Origin of the sequence: Pseudomonas sp. R1-43-08, from assembly GCF_003852255.1 — a bacterium.
Classification (GTDB): domain Bacteria; phylum Pseudomonadota; class Gammaproteobacteria; order Pseudomonadales; family Pseudomonadaceae; genus Aquipseudomonas.
This window is the reverse complement of record NZ_CP027734.1, coordinates 4,093,687-4,112,169: the sequence shown is the minus strand read 5'-3', so window position 1 is coordinate 4,112,169 and position 18,483 is coordinate 4,093,687. Positions and strand designations below refer to the sequence as shown.

At 60.1% G+C, this 18,483-nt stretch carries 15 protein-coding genes and 1 pseudogene; 10 read left to right on the top strand and 6 right to left on the bottom strand.

Annotation, left to right across the window (positions count from 1 at the left end; genetic code table 11):
- Nucleotides 1-4: 4 nt before the first annotated feature.
- Together prpF and prpD are read left to right on the top strand one after the other, a co-directional pair.
- Nucleotides 5-1,194: pseudogene (gene prpF, locus C4J87_RS18750) on the top strand (2-methylaconitate cis-trans isomerase PrpF).
- Between the two features lie 197 nt (nt 1,195-1,391).
- The gene (gene prpD / locus C4J87_RS18745) at nt 1,392-2,876 is read left to right on the top strand and encodes a 2-methylcitrate dehydratase (RefSeq protein WP_124367966.1); all 1,485 of its coding nucleotides are present in this window, start codon (nt 1,392-1,394) and stop codon (nt 2,874-2,876) included.
- Nucleotides 2,877-3,023: 147 nt separating this feature from the next.
- On the opposite strand, the gene C4J87_RS18740 is transcribed toward prpD, so the two are convergent.
- The 5 genes from C4J87_RS18740 to C4J87_RS18720 are packed head-to-tail and all read right to left on the bottom strand — an operon-like array spanning nt 3,024 to nt 8,514.
- Nucleotides 3,024-3,755 carry an alanyl-tRNA editing protein gene (locus C4J87_RS18740; RefSeq protein WP_124367965.1) on the bottom strand — a complete coding sequence of 244 codons (732 nt, stop codon included), beginning with the start codon at nt 3,753-3,755 and terminating at the stop codon, nt 3,024-3,026.
- A gap of 2 nt (nt 3,756-3,757) precedes the next feature.
- The gene (locus C4J87_RS18735) at nt 3,758-4,750 is read right to left on the bottom strand and encodes a serine O-acetyltransferase (RefSeq protein ID WP_124363941.1); all 993 of its coding nucleotides are present in this window, start codon (nt 4,748-4,750) and stop codon (nt 3,758-3,760) included.
- Nucleotides 4,751-4,787: 37 nt separating this feature from the next.
- A complete protein-coding gene (locus C4J87_RS18730) occupies nt 4,788-5,702 on the bottom strand; it encodes a PLP-dependent cysteine synthase family protein (RefSeq protein WP_124367964.1) in 915 nt (304 codons plus the stop codon).
- Nucleotides 5,703-5,716: 14 nt separating this feature from the next.
- Nucleotides 5,717-7,579, bottom strand: coding sequence for a molybdopterin-synthase adenylyltransferase MoeB (gene moeB, locus C4J87_RS18725; RefSeq protein WP_124367963.1), 1,863 nt, complete (start codon nt 7,577-7,579; stop codon nt 5,717-5,719).
- Nucleotides 7,580-7,620: 41 nt separating this feature from the next.
- On the bottom strand, nt 7,621-8,514 hold the full coding sequence (locus C4J87_RS18720; protein ID WP_164487688.1) for a DMT family transporter: 894 nt from the start codon (nt 8,512-8,514) through the stop codon (nt 7,621-7,623).
- 160 nt (nt 8,515-8,674) lie between these two features.
- Here C4J87_RS18720 and C4J87_RS18715 point away from each other — a divergent pair, with 160 nt between their 5' ends.
- Nucleotides 8,675-10,099 carry a PLP-dependent aminotransferase family protein gene (locus C4J87_RS18715; protein ID WP_124363937.1) on the top strand — a complete coding sequence of 475 codons (1,425 nt, stop codon included), beginning with the start codon at nt 8,675-8,677 and terminating at the stop codon, nt 10,097-10,099.
- Between the two features lie 287 nt (nt 10,100-10,386).
- Here the strand turns inward: C4J87_RS18715 and C4J87_RS18710 are convergent, their stop codons facing one another.
- Nucleotides 10,387-11,205 (bottom strand): pyruvate, water dikinase regulatory protein, encoded by an 819-nt coding sequence (locus C4J87_RS18710; RefSeq protein ID WP_003193298.1) that lies wholly within the window; start codon nt 11,203-11,205, stop codon nt 10,387-10,389.
- A gap of 178 nt (nt 11,206-11,383) precedes the next feature.
- Between C4J87_RS18710 and ppsA the strand changes: the two genes are divergently transcribed.
- The 7 genes from ppsA (at nt 11,384) to sigX (ending at nt 18,433) form a co-directional block, all read left to right on the top strand.
- Nucleotides 11,384-13,759: a phosphoenolpyruvate synthase gene (ppsA, locus tag C4J87_RS18705; protein ID WP_124363936.1), complete on the top strand. Its 2,376-nt coding sequence runs from the start codon at nt 11,384-11,386 to the stop codon at nt 13,757-13,759.
- 106 nt (nt 13,760-13,865) lie between these two features.
- The gene (locus tag C4J87_RS18700) at nt 13,866-14,855 is read left to right on the top strand and encodes an alpha/beta fold hydrolase (RefSeq protein WP_124367961.1); all 990 of its coding nucleotides are present in this window, start codon (nt 13,866-13,868) and stop codon (nt 14,853-14,855) included.
- A 228-nt stretch (nt 14,856-15,083) separates the two neighbouring features.
- Nucleotides 15,084-15,575 carry a ribonuclease E activity regulator RraA gene (rraA, locus tag C4J87_RS18695; protein WP_124363934.1) on the top strand — a complete coding sequence of 164 codons (492 nt, stop codon included), beginning with the start codon at nt 15,084-15,086 and terminating at the stop codon, nt 15,573-15,575.
- Nucleotides 15,576-15,599: 24 nt separating this feature from the next.
- Nucleotides 15,600-16,595, top strand: a complete 996-nt coding sequence (locus C4J87_RS18690) for a zinc transporter ZntB (RefSeq protein ID WP_124367960.1) — start codon at nt 15,600-15,602, stop codon at nt 16,593-16,595.
- Between the two features lie 87 nt (nt 16,596-16,682).
- Entirely contained in the window at nt 16,683-16,928 is a 246-nt protein-coding gene (locus C4J87_RS18685) for a CrfX protein (RefSeq protein WP_124367959.1), read from the top strand.
- A gap of 2 nt (nt 16,929-16,930) precedes the next feature.
- Entirely contained in the window at nt 16,931-17,755 is an 825-nt protein-coding gene (locus C4J87_RS18680; protein ID WP_003193288.1) for a mechanosensitive ion channel domain-containing protein, read from the top strand.
- A gap of 87 nt (nt 17,756-17,842) precedes the next feature.
- Nucleotides 17,843-18,433: an RNA polymerase sigma factor SigX gene (sigX, locus tag C4J87_RS18675; RefSeq protein WP_003193286.1), complete on the top strand. Its 591-nt coding sequence runs from the start codon at nt 17,843-17,845 to the stop codon at nt 18,431-18,433.
- Nucleotides 18,434-18,483 lie beyond the last annotated feature (50 nt).

The window sequence follows — 18,483 nt, the reverse complement described above, 5'->3', positions numbered from 1 at the left end:
AACCATGGCACACGTAGCGCAAATCAAGATCCCCGCCACCTATATGCGTGGCGGCACCAGCAAGGGGTTTTCTTCAGCCTCGAGGACCTGCCGCCCTCGGCGCAAGTACCGGGCGCTGCCCGCGACGCCTTGCTGTTGCGGGTGATCGGCAGCCCCGACCCCTATGACAAGCAAATCGATGGCATGGGCGGCGCCACGTCCAGCACCAGCAAAACCGTGATCCTGGCCAAGAGCACGCGTGCCGGGCACGACGTGGACTACCTGTTCGGCCAGGTCTCCATCGACAAGCCGTTTGTCGATTGGAGTGGCAACTGCGGCAACCTCTCGGCGGCGGTCGGTTCGTTCGCCATCAGCGGCGGCCTGGTCGACCCAGGCCGCGTGCCCCACAACGGCGTGGCCGTGGTGCGCATATGGCAAGCCAATATCGGCAAGACCATCATCGCCCATGTGCCGATCACCGACGGCGCCGTGCAGGAAACCGGCGATTTCGAGCTGGACGGCGTGACCTTTCCAGCCGCCGAAGTGCAGCTGGAATTCATCGACCCGGCGGCGGAAGAAGAGGGCGGTGGTGGCTCGATGTTCCCCACCGGCAACCTGATCGATGAGCTGGAAGTGCCCGGCATCGGCACCTTCAAGGCCACCCTGATCAACGCCGGCATCCCGACGATTTTTATCAATGCTCAAGATTTAGGCTACACCGGCACTGAGTTGCAAGGCGCGGTCAACGGCGACCCGAAAGCCCTGGCGATGTTCGAGACCGTGCGTGCCTACGGCGCGTTGCGCATGGGCCTGATCAAGCACCTGGACGAAGCAGCCCTGCGCCAGCACACACCGAAGCTGGCGTTTGTGGCCAAGCCTGCGGATTACGTGGCGTCCAGCGGCAAGGCGATCAAGGCCGGCGATGTGGATTTGCTGGTGCGGGCGTTGTCCATGGGCAAATTGCACCACGCAATGATGGGCACGGCGGCGGTGGCGATCGGCACGGCGGCGGCGATTTCCGGCACCCTGGTCAACCAGGCGGCAGGTGGCATGGAGCGCAATGCCGTGCGCTTCGGACATCCGTCGGGCACCTTGCGCGTGGGTGCCGAGGCGACTCAAGTGAACGGTGAATGGGTGGTGAAGAAAGCCATCATGAGCCGCAGTGCGCGAGTACTGATGGAAGGTTTCGTGCGCGTGCCTGGCGACGCCTTCTAAAGCCCAACTCTGAGCTTTATGTGGGAGGGGGCTTGCCCCCGATGGCTGAGTGCCAGTCGACATATTCATCAACTGATACACCGCTATCGGGGGCAAGCCCCCTCCCACAAGGGATCTCTATTCCAAGGCAGGCAACCAGACCTGCCCTGATGATCAACCGTGACCCTGAGGAATAACCACCTTTTTGGAGAACTGCCATGAGCGCCAACGTCGACCAGAACAATCGCCCCGACTACGATCAGGTCCTGCAGGACATTGCCGACTATGTCCTCACCTACCGGATCGAGTCCGAGGCCGCACTGGACACCGCCCGCAACTGCCTGATGGACACCCTCGGTTGCGGCCTGCTGGCCTTGCGCTTCCCTGAGTGCACCAAGCACCTGGGGCCGCTCGTCGAGGGCACGGTGGTACCGTTCGGGGCACGGGTGCCGGGCACTTCGTTGCGGTTGGACCCGGTCAAGGCTGCCTGGGACATCGGCTGCATCGTGCGCTGGCTCGACTACAACGACACCTGGCTCGCGGCTGAATGGGGCCATCCTTCGGACAACCTGGGCGGCATCCTCGCCGTGGCCGATCACCTGTCGCAAAAACGCGTGGCCCATGGCGACGCACCGCTGAACATACGTGCCGTGCTGGAAGCCATGATCATGGCCCACGAAATCCAGGGCGTGATTGCCCTGGAAAACGCTTTCAATCGTGTCGGCCTCGACCATGTGCTGCTGGTGAAAGTCGCCTCGACGGCAGTCACCGCCAAGCTGATGGGCGCCAACCGTGAGCAATTGCTCGCGGCGTTATCCCATGCGTTCGTCGATGGGCAGGCGTTGCGCACTTACCGCCATGCGCCGAACGCCGGTTCGCGCAAATCCTGGGCGGCGGGCGATGCGTCGAGTCGCGGGGTGCGGCTGGCCGACATCGCGCTGCGCGGCGAGATGGGCATCCCCGGTGTGCTGAGCGCGCCACAGTGGGGGTTCTACGACGTATTGTTCAGCCATACCAACAAGGATCTGGCCCTCAAACCTGAAGAGCAACGCAGGTTCAGCCTGTCCCAGCCCTACGGTACCTACGTGATGGAAAACGTGCTGTTCAAGATCAGCTTTCCCGCTGAATTCCATGCGCAGACGGCCTGCGAAGCGGCGGTGACCTTGCATCCATTGGTGAAGAACCGCCTGCATGCAATCGAGCGCATCGTGATCACCACCCACGAGTCGGCGATTCGTATCATTTCCAAGGTCGGGCCGTTGGCCAACGCCGCGGACCGCGACCATTGCCTGCAATACATGGCCGCCGTGCCGTTGGCCTTCGGCGACTTGGTGGCCGAGCACTATGAGGATCAATTCCATGCCGCCCACCCGATCATCGATGAGCTGCGCGGGAAAATGGTGATCGTCGAAGACCCTCGTTACAGCCGCGAATATCTGCAGGCCGACAAGCGCTCCATCGCCAATGCGGTGCAGGTGTTCTTCAGCGACGGCACCTGCACCGAGCAGGTGGCGGTGGAATATCCGATTGGCCATCGTCGTCGTCGAGAGGATGGAATCCCGCTGCTGGAAGACAAGTTCAAAGCCAACCTGGCGACGCGGTTTACCGCGCAGCGCAGTGCCGAAATCTTTGCGTTGTGCGAGGACCAGGCACGGCTGGAAGCGACCCCCGTCAACCGCTTCATGGACTTGTTCATGATCTGAAAAACACCACACAACCCGATGTGGGAGGGGGCTTGCTCCCGATAGCGGTGGATCAGCCAATGAACCTGTTGACTGACACTCTGCTATCGGGAGCAAGCCCCCTCCCACATTGTTTTTGCATTGTTGCAACTGTCAAGTCAGGCTCAGTTATGACTCAAACCGCAAAATCACCCTGCGGTTATGCTTGCTCTTCTTCTCGATTTTCTCGCAGAACACCCGGCCGATTTCCTCGGTGTTGAGCACATGGGTGCCACCGCACGGCTGGATGTCGATGCCGGGAATTTCAATCACGCGTACCGAGCCTTGGATCACCGGCGGTGCTACCGCCTGGGTGCGGGTGATCTGCAGCAGCGTCGAATATTCCGTAGCAGGCATCGACAGGGTTTTCACCGCGTGGGCCTGTTCGATCAAGGCGTTAAGGTCGCGGGTAATGGTGTCTTTATCCAGGGTCATTTCCGGCAGGTCGAAATCCAGGCGTCCCTTGTCCGCGCTGATGCTGCAGCCCGTTACGGGCGCATCGATGATGGAACACAGCAAGTGCAGGCAAGTATGCATCTTCATATGCTGGTAGCGCCGCTCCCAATCCAGGCCGGCGTCCACCTGGACGCCAGCGGTCAGGTGCGCGGGGCACTGTTCCACCTGATGCCAGATGATCGAGCGCAGCACCGGATCGCGCACCGTGCCGGTGACTGCCACGCGGGTGCCATCGGCCAGGGTGAGGTGGCCAGTGTCACCCGGTTGCCCACCGCCAGTGGGGTAGAACAGCGTGTGCTCCAGGGCGACGCCATGCTCGCTGACCGCAATCACCCGGGCGCTGAAGGCGTTTTGATAAGGTGCGCTGTCGAACAGCGCCAGGGTTTCCATGGTATGCACGGACATGTTCAACCTCCGACGATCAGTGGGCTGGCTTGCAACAGGTGACGCACCATTGCACTCAAGCCAGGGGGTGAGAGCAGGGTGATTTCAAACGCCGGCCCGCAAACTTTCAGGTTCAGCGGCAGGCGCGGCAGTTGCTCGCCGGTATCGAGGCGGCGCAGGCGAAACTGCAGGTGATGACGCTCTTTCACCGTGGGTTCGAGCATCAGCCCTGGCAGCGGATGGAAGTCGGCGTCCAGCACCGTGACCTTATGGCCGGCATCCACCTCGCCGACCACGTGCAGGCGCTCATCCAGGGCGAATGCGCCGAGGTAGCTGCTGTGATCCGATTCATCGTTTTTCTGCAACTGGATCTGGTTGACCACCTTGACCTTGGTGCCCGCCGGCACGTCCTGGGTAATGACACAGGAGGGGCTGATAAATACGTTGTCGCCGATCTGCACATAGCCCAGCACCCGTGCCCCGGCGCCGACCTCGACATTGTTGCCCAGGCGTGGATGGCGCTTGCCGTCCGGGTTGTTGGCGATACCGCGCGCGCCCAGGGTCACGCCACACAGGATGTAGCAGTCGTTACCGATCTCGCAGGTTTCGCCGATGACCGTGCCGTAGCCATGGTCCAGCACGAAGCGCCGGCCGATGCGCGCAGCCGGGTGAATCTCGGCCCCGGAGAGGATCTTGCCCTGGTTGCTGAGCTTGAGGGCGATGCGGGTAAAGACGCCGGGGGCGGGCTCCGGGAAATTCCACACCAGGTGCGCAAGCCGGTAGAACAACACCGCCTTGAACGAGGCGTAGGATTCCAGGATCAATTCGCCGCGCCCGCGCGAGGCCGGGTCGCGATAGGCGTAGGCGATCAAGTCCTCGGCCACCGCCTGGGCGGCAGTCTGGATCAGCGGCGCCAGGTGCGGTTCCAGTTGCTTCATCTGCGCAGGCGTCAGGGTTTGGATGAGGTGGGTCAGCAACTCATCGTGCAGCTGTTGCATGTCGATAAAGCCTCCCATGGAGGCACCCCCGCATTCTGGTTGGTTGGGTAACCGGTTATTCGAAACTGGGCAGGTAGCTGTCGGCATTGTCGTAGACCATGGTCAGCACCACCGTTTCGGGCGGCAGTTCCGGGGCGAGTTGGGCGATGGCGACCATGTTGGCGGCTGAGGACAGCCCCAGGCTGATGGCGTCGGTGCGCATGATGCGTTTGATCATTTCCAGGCACGCCGAGTGCGACACCTTGAGCATGCCGTCCAGTACGTCCAGGTTGAGAATGCTCGGGATCAGCCCAATCGACAGGCCCTGGATGGCGTGCGAGGCGTGCTGGTCCTTGAGCAGGTCGCATTCCTCCGGCTCCACGCCCATCACGCGGATCGCCGGCCAGGCGGCCTTGAGGGTTTCGCCGATACCGGTGATATGCCCACCGGTGCCGATGCCGCTGACGAAGTAGTCCACACGCCGCTCACCGAAGGCGCGGATGATTTCCGGCGCGGTGGTGTCGCGGTGGGTTTGCGGGTTGGCGCCGTTGCGTTGCTGGTTGAGCATCACGTAGTTGGGGTTTTCCAACTGCAGCTCCATGCACTTTTCGCCGTGGGAATTGTTACCGAGGCGGCTGTCCGACAGCACCACCCTGGCGCCGTACAGGCGCAGCAGCTTCTGTTTTTCGGGGCTGTAGTTGTCCGGAATCACCAGCACCACTTTGTAGCCAAGCACATTGCCCGCCATCACCAGGCCGATGCCGGTATTGCCACCGCTGGGTTCGATGATGGTCTGCCCGGAATCGCGCATCAGCACGCCACGGCGTTCGGCGTCGAGGATCATGCCCAGGGCGATGCGCGCCTTGTGGCTGCCGCCCGGATTGAGGGATTCCAGCTTGGCATAGACCTCGATGCCGAGGTCTTCGGAAAACTGCGCCAGACGTACGATCGGGGTATGGCCGATCACCTCGAGAATGGAGTTATGCAGCATCAGTCGGCCCCCGATCAGTACAGCGGCATGTCGGGTTCGACGTCGCGCACCCAGTGTTTCATGCCGCCCTGCAGCACTTTGGTATTGGCGAAGCCTGCTGCCAGCAAGGTGCTGGCGGCCTGCTCGGCACGCGTCCCGGCATAGCAGATCAGGTAGTGGGTGTTGTCGCGGCTCAGGCTGTCGAGCTGCTCATCCAGCTCTGCCAGGGGTATGTGCACCACCCCCGGCAATTTGCACACTTCCAGTTCGCTGGCGTCGCGCACGTCGAGCAAGACGTCGGCGCTGCGGTGGTTGTCGATCACTTGCTTGAGGACGCGAGGCTTGATGTAGCGTTCTTCGCTCAGGGATGGCTGGCTCGGCACCGCATCCGCGCACAGCGTCGGTGCGACGGCTTCGCTGTGGCGCCTTTCCGAGCAGCAGGGGCAGTCGGCACGGCGCTTGAAGCGGATCTCGCTGAATTTCATCGCCAGCGCATCGAAGCGCATCAAGCGGCCGGACAAGGGTTCACCAATACCGATGAGCAATTTGATCGCCTCGGTCGCCTGGATCATCCCGACCACCCCCGGCAGCACGCCGATCACCCCACCGGCGTTGCAATTGGGCGCCAGTTCCGCAGGCGGTGCACTGGGAAACAGGCAGCGGTAGCAAGGCCCACCTTTATAGTTGAGTACGCTGATTTGCCCGTCGAAACGGTAGATGGCGCCGTACACCAAGGGTTTGCCCAACTGTACGCAGGCGTCATTGACCAGGTAGCGGGTCTCGAAATTGTCCGTGCCGTCGATCACCAGGTCATAGGCGCCCACCAGCTCCAGGGCGTTGTCGGCAGTGAGCGCGGTGTTGTGCGCGTTGATCTGGATGTGGCGGTTGAGGTCTTGCAGGCGTTGCTTGGCGGATTCCACCTTGGGCATGCCCAGGGTGCTGTTGCCATGCACGATCTGGCGTTGCAGGTTGCTGCTTTCCACCACGTCGAAGTCCACCAGCCCCAGGGTGCCGATGCCGGCCGCCGCCAGGTAAAGACTGATGGGCGAGCCCAGGCCACCGGTGCCGATGATCAGCACCTTGGCTTTTTTCAGGTTCAACTGACCTTCACGGCCGACGCCGGGCAGGGTGATATGGCGGACGTAGCGTTGCACTTCTTCGTTGCTCAGGGTGTCGACGTCGATGCCGCCGGAGGTAGCGAGCAGCACTTCGATCCGGGCCTTTGCCGGCAAGCTGTCGTCAGCGTCGATCAGCTCCTCCTCGGCGGTGAACAGGAAGTGTTCCTTGAGCTGGTTGTTCTTCTCGTGAAACAGGTGCTGGCGCAACTGTGGGTGACTGTCGCAGAGGTTTTCAATGACTTCGCGCAATGTCGATCCGGCGCCCTCGAGGGTCGATTCCGGCAGCTTGGCCACGCGAACCAGAATGTCAGGGAAAGAGACAGCGTTCATGGACAACTCCGTGTGCAGGTCGTTGAAAGGTTGAAGGGCGAAATGCTTGCCATCCCAGGCAAACAGCTGTGACCCCAGGGCCTGGCCTTGGCGAACATCCACCACCAGGTAACTGACGGGATAGATCGGCTCGCCCAGGAACAGCGCCTTGTCCTGGTCTTCATCGCTGAAATAGGCACCGACATCCGGGTGCGAGTGGTAGATCACCACCACCGGGTTGTCGCTGCGAAACGCTTTGTTCATCAACAAGGTGTCGGCGACTGAAAAGGTGTAGCCGCTGGCCGCGCTGCGCGGGTACATCTGCGGGTTCTTGCGGTGCAACTCGTTCTGGATATTGCTGCCCAGGTACACACTGCCATCGGCGAAGATGAAGCCACAGCATTCCTCGGGATAGCTGCCGCTTGCGTGGGCGTAGATCTGTTCCAGGGCTTCGGGGCGCAGGACGTCCATGTTTCTCTCGCGTCGCTGGGTGGGAGTGGGAGGTGGCGTACTCAATTTTTCTTGGCCAGCAGTTTTTCGATCGGCAACTTGGTGATCGCAAAACCGGCCAGCAGGATCGCCGAGTACAGCATCAGGTCACGGGAAATTTCCACGCCTTCGTACCAGGCGCCGATGATGACGGCGAACACCGGAAAGATGATGAACACGAAGGACAAGATGATCGGGCTCAGCCGCTTGAGCAGCATGAAATACACAATGAAGCCGCCCACCGACGCCACCAGCCCGAGGTAGAACAGCGCGCTCCAGGAGCGCAGGGTGATGTCGTCGAAGGTCGGGGTCTCGAACCACAGGCCGGCCACGAACAGCATCAGCCCGGCAATGCCGATGGGCAGGGTGTTGTAGGTGATGACACTGATGGCGCTGCCTTTTTGCTTGGTAATCACGTAGCACAACGCGTGCATGATCGCGGCGGTCAGAATCGCCAATACGCCGAAAAAATCGGCGTGGTCCAGGTGCAGGCCCTGGCTCTTGATGATCATGTAGAGGCTGCCGAACCCGATACCGATGCCGACCACCTGGGAGAGGTAGATGCGCTCACGCAGGAACAGCGCGGAGAAGATCAGGATGAACACCGGCATGCAGCTGAACAGCAGGGCGGTCAGGCCGGACGAGACATGCATCTCGCCGTAGTTGAGCAGGTAATAGGGAATGCTGAAGTAGGACAGGGTCACGAACACGAAGAACCAGCGGCTTTCTCGCGGAAACAGAATCGGCTCGCGGCGCACCATGGCAAAACACAGGAACAACGGGAAGGCGATCAGGAAGCGCAGGCCCGCGGAGGTCAGTGGCGGCACGCTTTCCACTGCGATCTTGATGCCCAGCCAGGTGGTGCCCCAGCTCAGGCACACGATCAGGAACATGACGCTCGTGATCAGGCCGGCCAGCCACTGTTTGTGGGTTTTGGTTTTTGCGGTGTTTTCAAGAACGGCGGACATTGGCATCGTTTATTGCTTCCCTGAGCCGGAATTGAACTCTATATTGAACTTGTTATAAGTGATTCAATCCGGTGATTGAACCCGCAAAAGCACACTATTAGGGCGAATGATGACTGTCAAAACAAATATTGACATGGTGTCAATTATGCGTGAGGGGTTGTCCAACGGTCAGGGCGTGAAGTACAAGCGCCTGTCCGATGTCATGGAAAGGGGCATCCTCGAAGGCACGATTGAACCGGGAAGAAAACTGCCGCCCCATCGGGTGCTTTCCGACAATCTGGGTGTCACCATCGGCACCATCAGCCGGGCCTACGGTGAGCTGGAGCGGTTAGGGTTGGTGGTGGCGCGTGTGGGTGACGGCACATTCGTGCGCAAGCGTGGGATGGAGCGCCAGCGTGATGAGGGCTTTCGCAATTTCAGCGAGGAGCCACGCCAGTACTTCGATATGAGCCGCAACATGCACATTCCCGGGCAGGAAACGGTGTTTCTCGCCCAGAGCTTCCAGACCCTGTCGACCAACGGCAAATTCCTCCAGGACATCAGCGCCTACACCCCGGACGCAGGCCTGCCGCGCTACCGTGAGGCCGGTGCGCAATGGCTGGTGCAACGCGACTTCCATCCGATTCCCGAGCAGGTCATCTGCGTCAATGGCGGCCAGCACGGCCTGCTCTGCGCGATGATGGCGTTGCTGCGCGCCGGCGACACGGTGGTCACCGAGCAACTGACTTACCCAGGGCTGATCACTGCCGCGCGCATGCTGGGTGTGCGGCTGATCGGGCTGGAAATGGACGAAGAAGGTGTGTTGCCGGGCGCACTGGATGAAGTCTGTCGTAATCACCGGGTTTCGGCGCTGTACTGCACACCGACCATCCAGAATCCTACGACGGCGGTGTTATCGGTGGCGCGCCGGGAGGCCTTGGTCAAAGTCTGTCGCGAACACAATCTGCTGATTCTCGAGGACGAGGCCCATGGCGTTTTGGTGGAAGACCGCCCGCCACCGTTGAGCGCCTTTGCGCCCGAGCGGACGATTTTGATCAGCAGCCTGAGCAAAGCGGTGTCGGCTGGGCTGCGCGTTGGCTACGTGCATGCGCCACCGGCGCTGGTCAGTCGGGTGTCGGCGGCGTTGCGTTCGACCTGCTGGATGGCCACCCCGGTGACCCTGGAGTTGGCGACCCAGTGGATCGAAAACGGCACGGCCGAATACCTGCTGCGCCAGCAGATCAACGAGATCAGCCGGCGCAAGGCGTTGGTCGAAGGCTTATTGAATGGACTGGCCTACCGTACTCACCTCAACAGCCCACACTTCTGGATCGAAGTGCCTGAACCCTGGCGCGCGTCGGAAATCGAGGCGGAACTCAAACAGAACAATTACCTGATCGCGACCGCCGAGGCGTTTGCCGTGGGGCAGACGGCGGTGCCGCAGTTCATCCGTGCGAGTATCTGTAATACGTCGGGGGATGATCAGCTGTTGCGCGAGGGCTTCGATGCGCTGGCGACCGCGCTGGGGCAGGGTGGCGGCAGGTTTCACCTGTAGACCTGATGTACACCGGCCAAATGTGGGAGGGGGCTTGCCCCAATGCCAGTCAGTTAAGAAGTAGAAAGGGTAAAAAGTAACCTGTGGCGAGGGAGCTTGCTCCCGCTGGACTGCGCAGCAGTCCCATTTCTGGGGCCGCTTCGCGGCCCAGCGGGAGCAAGCTCCCTCGCCACAGGTACAGTGTTCGCCCTTAACTGACTGGCATTGGGGCTTGCCCCCGATGGCGCTGGATCAGCCGGTTAATTCGCCAACTGGCACACCTCCGTCAAGAGCAAACCTCCCAAAGGCTACTTGAACCGGCGCTCCACACCTTTCTCCACCAGAATCTTCGCGGAAATCTCTTCCACCGAAAAATGCGTGGAATTGATGTGCGCAATATTCTCGCGCCGGAACAGATTTTCCACTTCACGCACTTCAAATTCGCATTGGGCGTAGCTGGAATAGCGGCTGTTGGGCTTGCGTTCATTGCGGATCGCAGTGAGCCGGTCCGGGTCGATGGTCAGGCCGAACAGCTTGTGCGAATGCGCACGCAGCGCGGCTGGCAGCGTCAGGTGTTCCATGTCGTCTTCGGTCAGCGGGTAGTTGGCCGCGCGGATACCGAATTGCATGGCCATGTACAGGCAGGTAGGTGTCTTGCCGCAGCGCGACACGCCAACCAGGATCAGGTCGGCTTTGTCATAGTAATGCGTGCGAGCACCGTCATCATTGTCGAGGGCGAAGTTCACCGCCTCGATCCGCTCCATATAGTTGGAGTTATGCCCAATGGAATGAGACTTTCCGACGGAGTAAGAGGAATGTTCGCTCAGCTCCTGTTCCAATGGCGCCAGGAACGTGGAGAAAATGTCGATCATGAAACCATTCGACGTTGCGAGAATCTCACGAATGTCTTGATTGACGATGGTGTCGAAAATGATCGGGCGAAAGCCGTCTTTTTCAGCCGCCAGATTGATTTGTTGTACCATGGCCCGCGCTTTGTCCACGCTGTCTATATAAGGCCGTGTGAATTTGGCGAAGGTAATGTTTTCGAACTGCGCGAGCAGGCTCTGGCCTAGTGTTTCGGCCGTGATGCCGGTGCCATCGGAAATAAAGAAAGCAGATCGTTTCATTTGAGCCCTGGGCCTTAAGCTGATGGCGAATCTTGGATATGATAGGCGCGATTTTGCCGTCCCGCAGTGGGCCGCATTCTCACTTATTTTCCAGGTCCAGGCCACAAGCGCTGGCGTTCGCTCCTACTGAGCAAGCCGCGTCCTGAGCTTTTCCAACACAGAAAGTGGAGAGATCACCTTGGTAGAGTACGTAGTTTCCCTCGATAAGCTCGGCGTCCATGATGTAGAGCATGTGGGGGGCAAGAACGCATCCCTCGGCGAGATGATCAGTAATCTTGCAGGCGCCGGTGTCTCGGTACCGGGTGGTTTTGCCACCACGGCCCAGGCTTACCGTGATTTCCTCGAGCTGAGCGGCCTCAACGCCCAGATCCACGCCGCGCTGGACGCCCTGGACGTCGATGACGTCAACGCCCTGGCCAAAACCGGCAGCCAGATCCGCCAATGGATCATGGACGCCGAGTTCCCCGAGAAGCTCAACGAAGAGATCCGCACCGCCTTCGCCACCTTGTCCGCCGGTAACCCGGATATGGCCGTCGCCGTGCGCTCCTCGGCCACCGCCGAAGATTTGCCGGACGCCTCGTTCGCCGGTCAGCAAGAGACCTTCCTCAACATCCGCGGCGTGGAAAACGTGATTCGCGCGGCCAAGGAAGTGTTTGCCTCGCTGTTCAACGACCGCGCCATTTCCTACCGCGTGCACCAGGGTTTCGACCACAAGCTGGTGGCCTTGTCTGCCGGTGTGCAGCGCATGGTGCGTTCCGAAACCGGCACCGCCGGCGTGATGTTCACCCTCGATACCGAATCGGGCTTCCGTGACGTGGTATTCATCACCGGCGCCTACGGCCTGGGCGAAACCGTCGTACAAGGCGCGGTGAATCCGGATGAATTCTACGTGCACAAGCACACCCTTGAGGCCGGCCGCCCGGCCATCCTGCGCCGCAACCTGGGCAGCAAGGCGATCAAGATGATCTACGGCGACGAGGCCAAGGCCGGTCGTTCCGTTAAAACAGTGGACGTCGACAAGGCCGAGCGCGCGCGTTTCTGCCTCTCCGACGCTGAAGTCAGCGAATTGGCCAAGCAAGCGATGATCATCGAGAAGCACTATAAGTGCCCGATGGACATCGAATGGGCCAAGGACGGTGATGACGGCAAGCTGTACATCGTGCAGGCCCGTCCCGAGACCGTTAAGAGCCGCACGTCGGCCAACGTCATGGAACGCTACCTGCTGAAAGAAACCGGCACGGTGCTGGTGGAAGGCCGCGCCATTGGCCAGCGCATCGGCGCCGGCAAGGTACGCATCATCAAGGACGTGTCCGAGATGGACAAGGTCCAGCCGGGTGACGTACTGGTCTCCGACATGACCGACCCGGACTGGGAACCGGTGATGAAACGCGCCAGCGCCATCGTCACCAACCGTGGCGGGCGCACATGCCACGCGGCGATCATCGCCCGTGAGCTGGGCATTCCTGCGGTCGTCGGTTGCGGCAACGCCACCCAGCTGTTGAAAGACGGCCAGGGTGTGACCGTGTCCTGCGCCGAAGGCGACACCGGTTTCATTTTCGAAGGCGAGCTGGGCTTCGACATCAAGCAGAACTCCATCGACGCCATGCCGGACCTGCCGTTCAAGATCATGATGAACGTCGGCAACCCGGACCGCGCCTTCGACTTCGCGCAGTTGCCGAACGCCGGTGTGGGCCTGGCCCGCCTGGAGTTCATCATCAACCGCATGATCGGCGTGCACCCCAAGGCCCTGTTGAACTACGACGGCCTGCCGCTGGACATCAAGGAAAGCGTCGACAAGCGCATCGCCGGCTACAACGACCCGGTGGGCTTCTATGTCGAGAAGCTGGTGGAAGGCATCAGCACCCTGGCGGCAGCGTTCTACCCGAAAAAGGTCATCGTGCGCCTGTCGGACTTCAAGTCCAACGAATACGCGAACCTGATCGGCGGCAAGCTCTACGAGCCGGAAGAAGAAAACCCGATGCTGGGCTTCCGTGGCGCCTCGCGTTATATCAGCGAAGCGTTCCGTGACTGCTTCGAACTCGAATGCCGCGCCCTCAAGCGTGTGCGCAACGAGATGGGGCTGACCAACGTCGAAATCATGGTGCCGTTCGTGCGCACCCTGGGTGAGGCGAGCCAGGTGGTCGACCTGCTGGCTGAAAACGGTTTGACGCGCGGCGAGAACGGCCTGCGGGTCATCATGATGTGCGAGCTGCCGTCCAACGCCATCCTGGCCGAGGAGTTCCTGGAATTCTTCGACGGTTTCTCCATCGGCTCCAACGACCTGACCCAGCTGACCCTGGGCCTGGACCGCGACTCCGGGATCATCGCTCACCTGTTCGACGAGCGAAACCCTGCGGTCAAGAAGCTGCTGGCCAACGCTATCCAGGCGTGTAACAAGGCCGGCAAGTACATCGGTATCTGCGGTCAGGGCCCTTCCGATCACCCTGACTTGGCTAAGTGGCTGATGGAACAGGGCATCGAAAGCGTCTCGCTGAACCCCGACTCCGTGCTGGAAACCTGGTTCTTCCTCGCCGAAGGCCAAGCGCCCGCTTAACGTCGCTACGTCAAAAGTGCCGGTCACTCGTTGAGGGTGACCGGCATTCTTATCTGTACAGGGCGGAACTCCTACCGGACGCCGCCCTTTTTTGTGCAAGAAGATTATGCAAAGCAGCAGTAACCTGTTTCCCGTCGCCCTGATCAGCGCTGAGCGTCGTGGCGACCTGAGTGAAGATGTGTACCGCCTCAAACCCGGTAACAGTCCCGACGGTACCGTCGAGCTGGCGGTTACCCGTCTGGGCCTGGCCGATGTCCCGGAAAACCGGGGCACGCCGGTTATTTTCTTACATGGCAGTTTTTCCAATCGGCGCTTCTGGTATTCGCCCAAGGGCATCGGCCTGGGGGCTCACCTGGCACGCCAGGGGTTTGATGTATGGATCCCGGAAATGCGCGGCCATGGCCTGTCCAAGCGCAACCACGACTACGCCCGCAACCGTGTCGCAGACTACGCCCGTTACGATTTGCCGGCCATTGGTGCATTTGTGCACGAGCAAAGCGGGCAGGCTGCGCACTGGATCGGGCATTCCCTCGGCGCCACCACGTTGGTTGCCGCGCTGGGCGGGCAATACCTGAGCGCGCAGTGGGTGGCTTCGGTGGCGATCTTTGGTTGCCAGGTCAGCCGCACCCATTGGCCGTTGAAAATCCCTCCGGTGGAATGGGGCGGTCGATTTATCTTGAAGCGTCTTGCCCAGGTGTCCGGCCCACGATTCAAACGCGGGCCCGAGGACGAGCCGGCCGGCGTGATGATCGAAGCCATGCGATGGAATGGCCTGTTCGGCCGCTTTGGCGACGCCGAGCGTGATTGGTGGAAAGGCCTGGCAGAAGTCGACGTGCCGCTGTTGGCGGTCAGCGCGGCGGGCGACCAGCAAGATCCGGACTGGGCGTGTCGCAAGCTGTTCGAGCAATTCGGCAGCGAACATCGCCAATACCTGTGCCTGGGGCGTCGGCAGGGTTTCAGCGAGGATTTCGGGCATGTACAAATGCTGGTCAGCAAAGCCGCACAGGCCGAAGTGTGGCCGTTGGTGGAACGTTGGTTGAAAGACCCGTTGACACCTTTGTTTGGCTCCCGGCCCGAGGTGGCTGTTGCGGTTTAACGAAGCGCTCTACCGGGGCGTTTCACTCTTATGTGGTTGCGGCTAAGATATGACGCCTCAGGCGCCTCTGGTCATATTCAGTCGCGTAACGGCCATTGCGTTACGCGCAGGTGAGTCTGATCATGGCCGCCATACCGGCCAAGCCCTTAAAGAATGCCTGTTGCAAGACGTTTTTCTGATGTACACCGTGGGATGTCCGACCTCATTTTTGACGACTGGAGTTTCTCGATGAACCATTACGTGACCCCCGACCTGTGCGACGCGTACCCGGAGCTGGTACAGGTGGTCGAGCCGATGTTCAGCAACTTCGGTGGCCGAGATTCCTTCGGCGGCGAAATTGTCACCATCAAGTGCTTCGAAGATAACTCCCTGGTTAAGGAACAGGCCGAGCAGCCCGGCACCGGCAAGGTGTTGGTGGTCGATGGCGGTGGTTCGCTGCGGCGTGCTTTGCTGGGTGACCTGATCGCCGAGAAAGCCGCGAAAAACGGCTGGGAAGGCATGGTGATCTACGGGTGCATCCGCGACGTCGATGTGATTGCCCAGACCGATCTGGGCGTGCAGGCCCTGGCTTCCCATCCTATGAAAACCGACAAGCGCGGCCTTGGCGACCTGAACGTGGTGGTGACCTTTGCGGGCGTGACGTTCCGCCCAGGCGAATACGTGTATGCCGATAACAACGGTGTGATCGTCTCGCCCAGCCCACTGAAAATGCCTGAATAAACGCAGTAGCCGAAAGGGGTGAGGATGTTCGAGGAAGAAAACGCGCAATGGGGGCTGGTGCATGCCCTGGTGCTGGACGGTAAAGGCGGTGCGCGTTCGATTGCCCGGACTGAGCTTGACGCGTTGCAACTGCAGCCTCAGGAGAGCCTATGGCTGCATTGGGACCGCAGCCACCCTCAAACCCAGACCTGGCTGCGCAAATCCAGCGGTTTGAGCGAATTTGCGTGTGACCTCCTGCTGGAAGAAAACACCCGCCCGCGGCTGCTGCCGTTACCGGATGCCGAACTGCTGCTGTTTTTGCGTGGGATCAATCTCAATCCCGGCGCGGAACCGGAGGATATGGTTTCGGTACGTATCTTCGCAGCTGCCAATCGTGTGATTTCCCTGCGTTTGCGCCCGCTACGCGCCACCGATGAGCTGCTGGTGCAACTGGCCGAGGGTAAGGGGCCAAGAACTGCGTCTGAACTCATCCTTTATATGGCGCAGTACCTGACCAACAAAGTGCAGGATCTGGTCACCGGGCTGTCCGAAATTGTCGATTCCGAGGAAGAAAAACTCGATGCCGACGAACGGTATACGCCGGAGCACGGCAGCGTCTTGCAGATCCGTCGGCGAGCGGCCGGGCTCAAGCGTTTTCTGGCGCCGCAACGGGATATTTTCGCGCAACTGACGCGGATCAAACTGGCGTGGTTCTGTGAAGACGACGCCGACTACTGGAACGAATTGCACAACAGCCTGACCCGTTACCTGGAAGAGCTCGAATTGGCCAGGGAGCGCGTGGGGCTTGTGCTTGAGGCAGAAGACCGGCGCTTGAGCCTGCGCATGAACCGCACGATGTACCGTTTCGGAATCATCACCGGCATCTTCTTGCCGATGAGTTTTTTGACCGGCCTGCTGGGCATCAATGTGGGGGGGATACCGTTTTCCAGCAGCCCCTACGGATTCATGATTGCCTGCCTGCTGATGGTCTGCGTGGCCTTGGGGCAATGGTGGTTGTTTCGACGGTTGCGCTGGGTTTGAACTGAATATGAGCTGAACGTAGGAAAGGGCCGATGTGACCCGATGAATTTTACCCTCGTCTTTTAAATCACTTGCGAGAGGTCTCTTATGCACGATCCGTTCGAACAGTCTTTGCGTGACATGCTCAATGCTTCGCCATCCAACCGTGATGACGACGCTTGCCTGGGTCGCGTACTGAAAACCGCCAACCGTCAGGTAGGGGCGGGTGACCTGTTCGGTCTGCTCGGGCGCTGGGTGCCGGCATTGATGATGGCCCTGAACAACGGTTCGGCCCATGTGTCACCGGTTTCCCGTAGTAAACCTCTTGCTCGCACTGCTGATAAGGCTGACTGAATATGGAACTTGATCTCTGGACCCAGAGCCTGGTCACCGCGATGACCGCATTGTGGACCAAGGTGGCGAATTTCATTCCCAACCTGTTTGGTGCCCTGGTCCTGGTATTGCTGGGCTTTGTCGTGGCCAAGTTGCTCGACACCCTGCTGTCCAAATTGCTCGCCAAACTCGGGCTGGATCGCCTGATGGCCGGCACCGGCCTGACCAAGCTGCTGGGCCGCGCCGGGCTGCAAGTGCCTATCTCTACGCTGATCGGCAAGATCGTTTATTGGTTCGTTCTACTAATTTTCCTGGTTTCTGCGGCTCAGTCCCTTGGACTTGAGCGAGTTTCAGCTACGCTCGACATGCTGGCACTGTATTTGCCGAAAGTTTTCGGCGGCGCGCTGGTGTTGCTGGTAGGTGTTTTGCTCGCGCAACTGGCCAATGGCCTGGTGCGCGGAGCCGCTGAAGGCGTCGGGCTGGACTACGCGGCAGGCCTGGGGCGGATTGCCCAGGGGCTGGTGATCATCATCAGCATTTCCGTCGCGATCAGCCAATTGGAGGTCAAGACTGACCTGCTGAACCACGTTATTGTGATCGTTTTGATTACCGTTGGTCTGGCCGTTGCGCTGGCCATGGGGTTGGGAAGCCGGGAAATTGCCGGTCAGATTCTTGCGGGAATCTATGTGCGTGAGCTATATCAAGTTGGGCAACAGGTGCGTGTGGGCGAGGTTGAAGGGCAAATCGAGGAGATCGGCACAGTCAAGACGACCGTGCTGACCGATGACGGAGAACTGGTGTCGCTGTCCAACCGGATTCTCCTGGAGCAGCAGGTCAGTAGCCGCTAAACCGGCAAACCCTGCTAATGTACGCCGCCGCAAACCCGGCTGACCGGGTTGCAGCGGACATTGACCTGACTGCCGGCACGACTTGTTTTGAATAAAGCCCAAACGCTGTCCACGCGCTATGACCCCCGTGAGCTCTCTGATGAGGAGTTGGTCGCGCGTTCGCACACGGAGCTGTTTCACGTTACACGCGCGTACGAAGAATTGATGCGCAGGTATCAACGCACTCTGTTCAACGTTTGTTCAAGGTATTTGGGGAACGATAGAGATGCCGATGATGTCTGTCAGGAAGTGATGCTCAAGGTGCTGTACGGCCTGAAGAACTTCGAGGGCAAATCGAAGTTCAAGACCTGGCTCTACAGCATCACCTACAACGAGTGCATCACGCAGTATCGGAAGGAACGGCGAAAGCGTCGCTTGATGGACGCTTTGAGTCTGGACCCCCTTGAGGAGGCGTCTGAAGAAAAGGCGCCGGCACCCGAGGAAAAGGGCGGACTCGACCGCTGGCTGGTGCATGTGAACCCGATTGACCGTGAAATTCTGGTGCTACGTTTTGTCGCAGAATTGGAATTTCAGGAAATCGCTGACATCATGCACATGGGTTTGAGTGCTACAAAAATGCGTTACAAACGTGCTCTTGATAAATTACGTGAGAAATTTGCGGGCGAGACTGAAACTTAGTGCGTAGCAAATATCTCTTACGTGTAGGCAAGTTCTGTTAGACTTGTCGC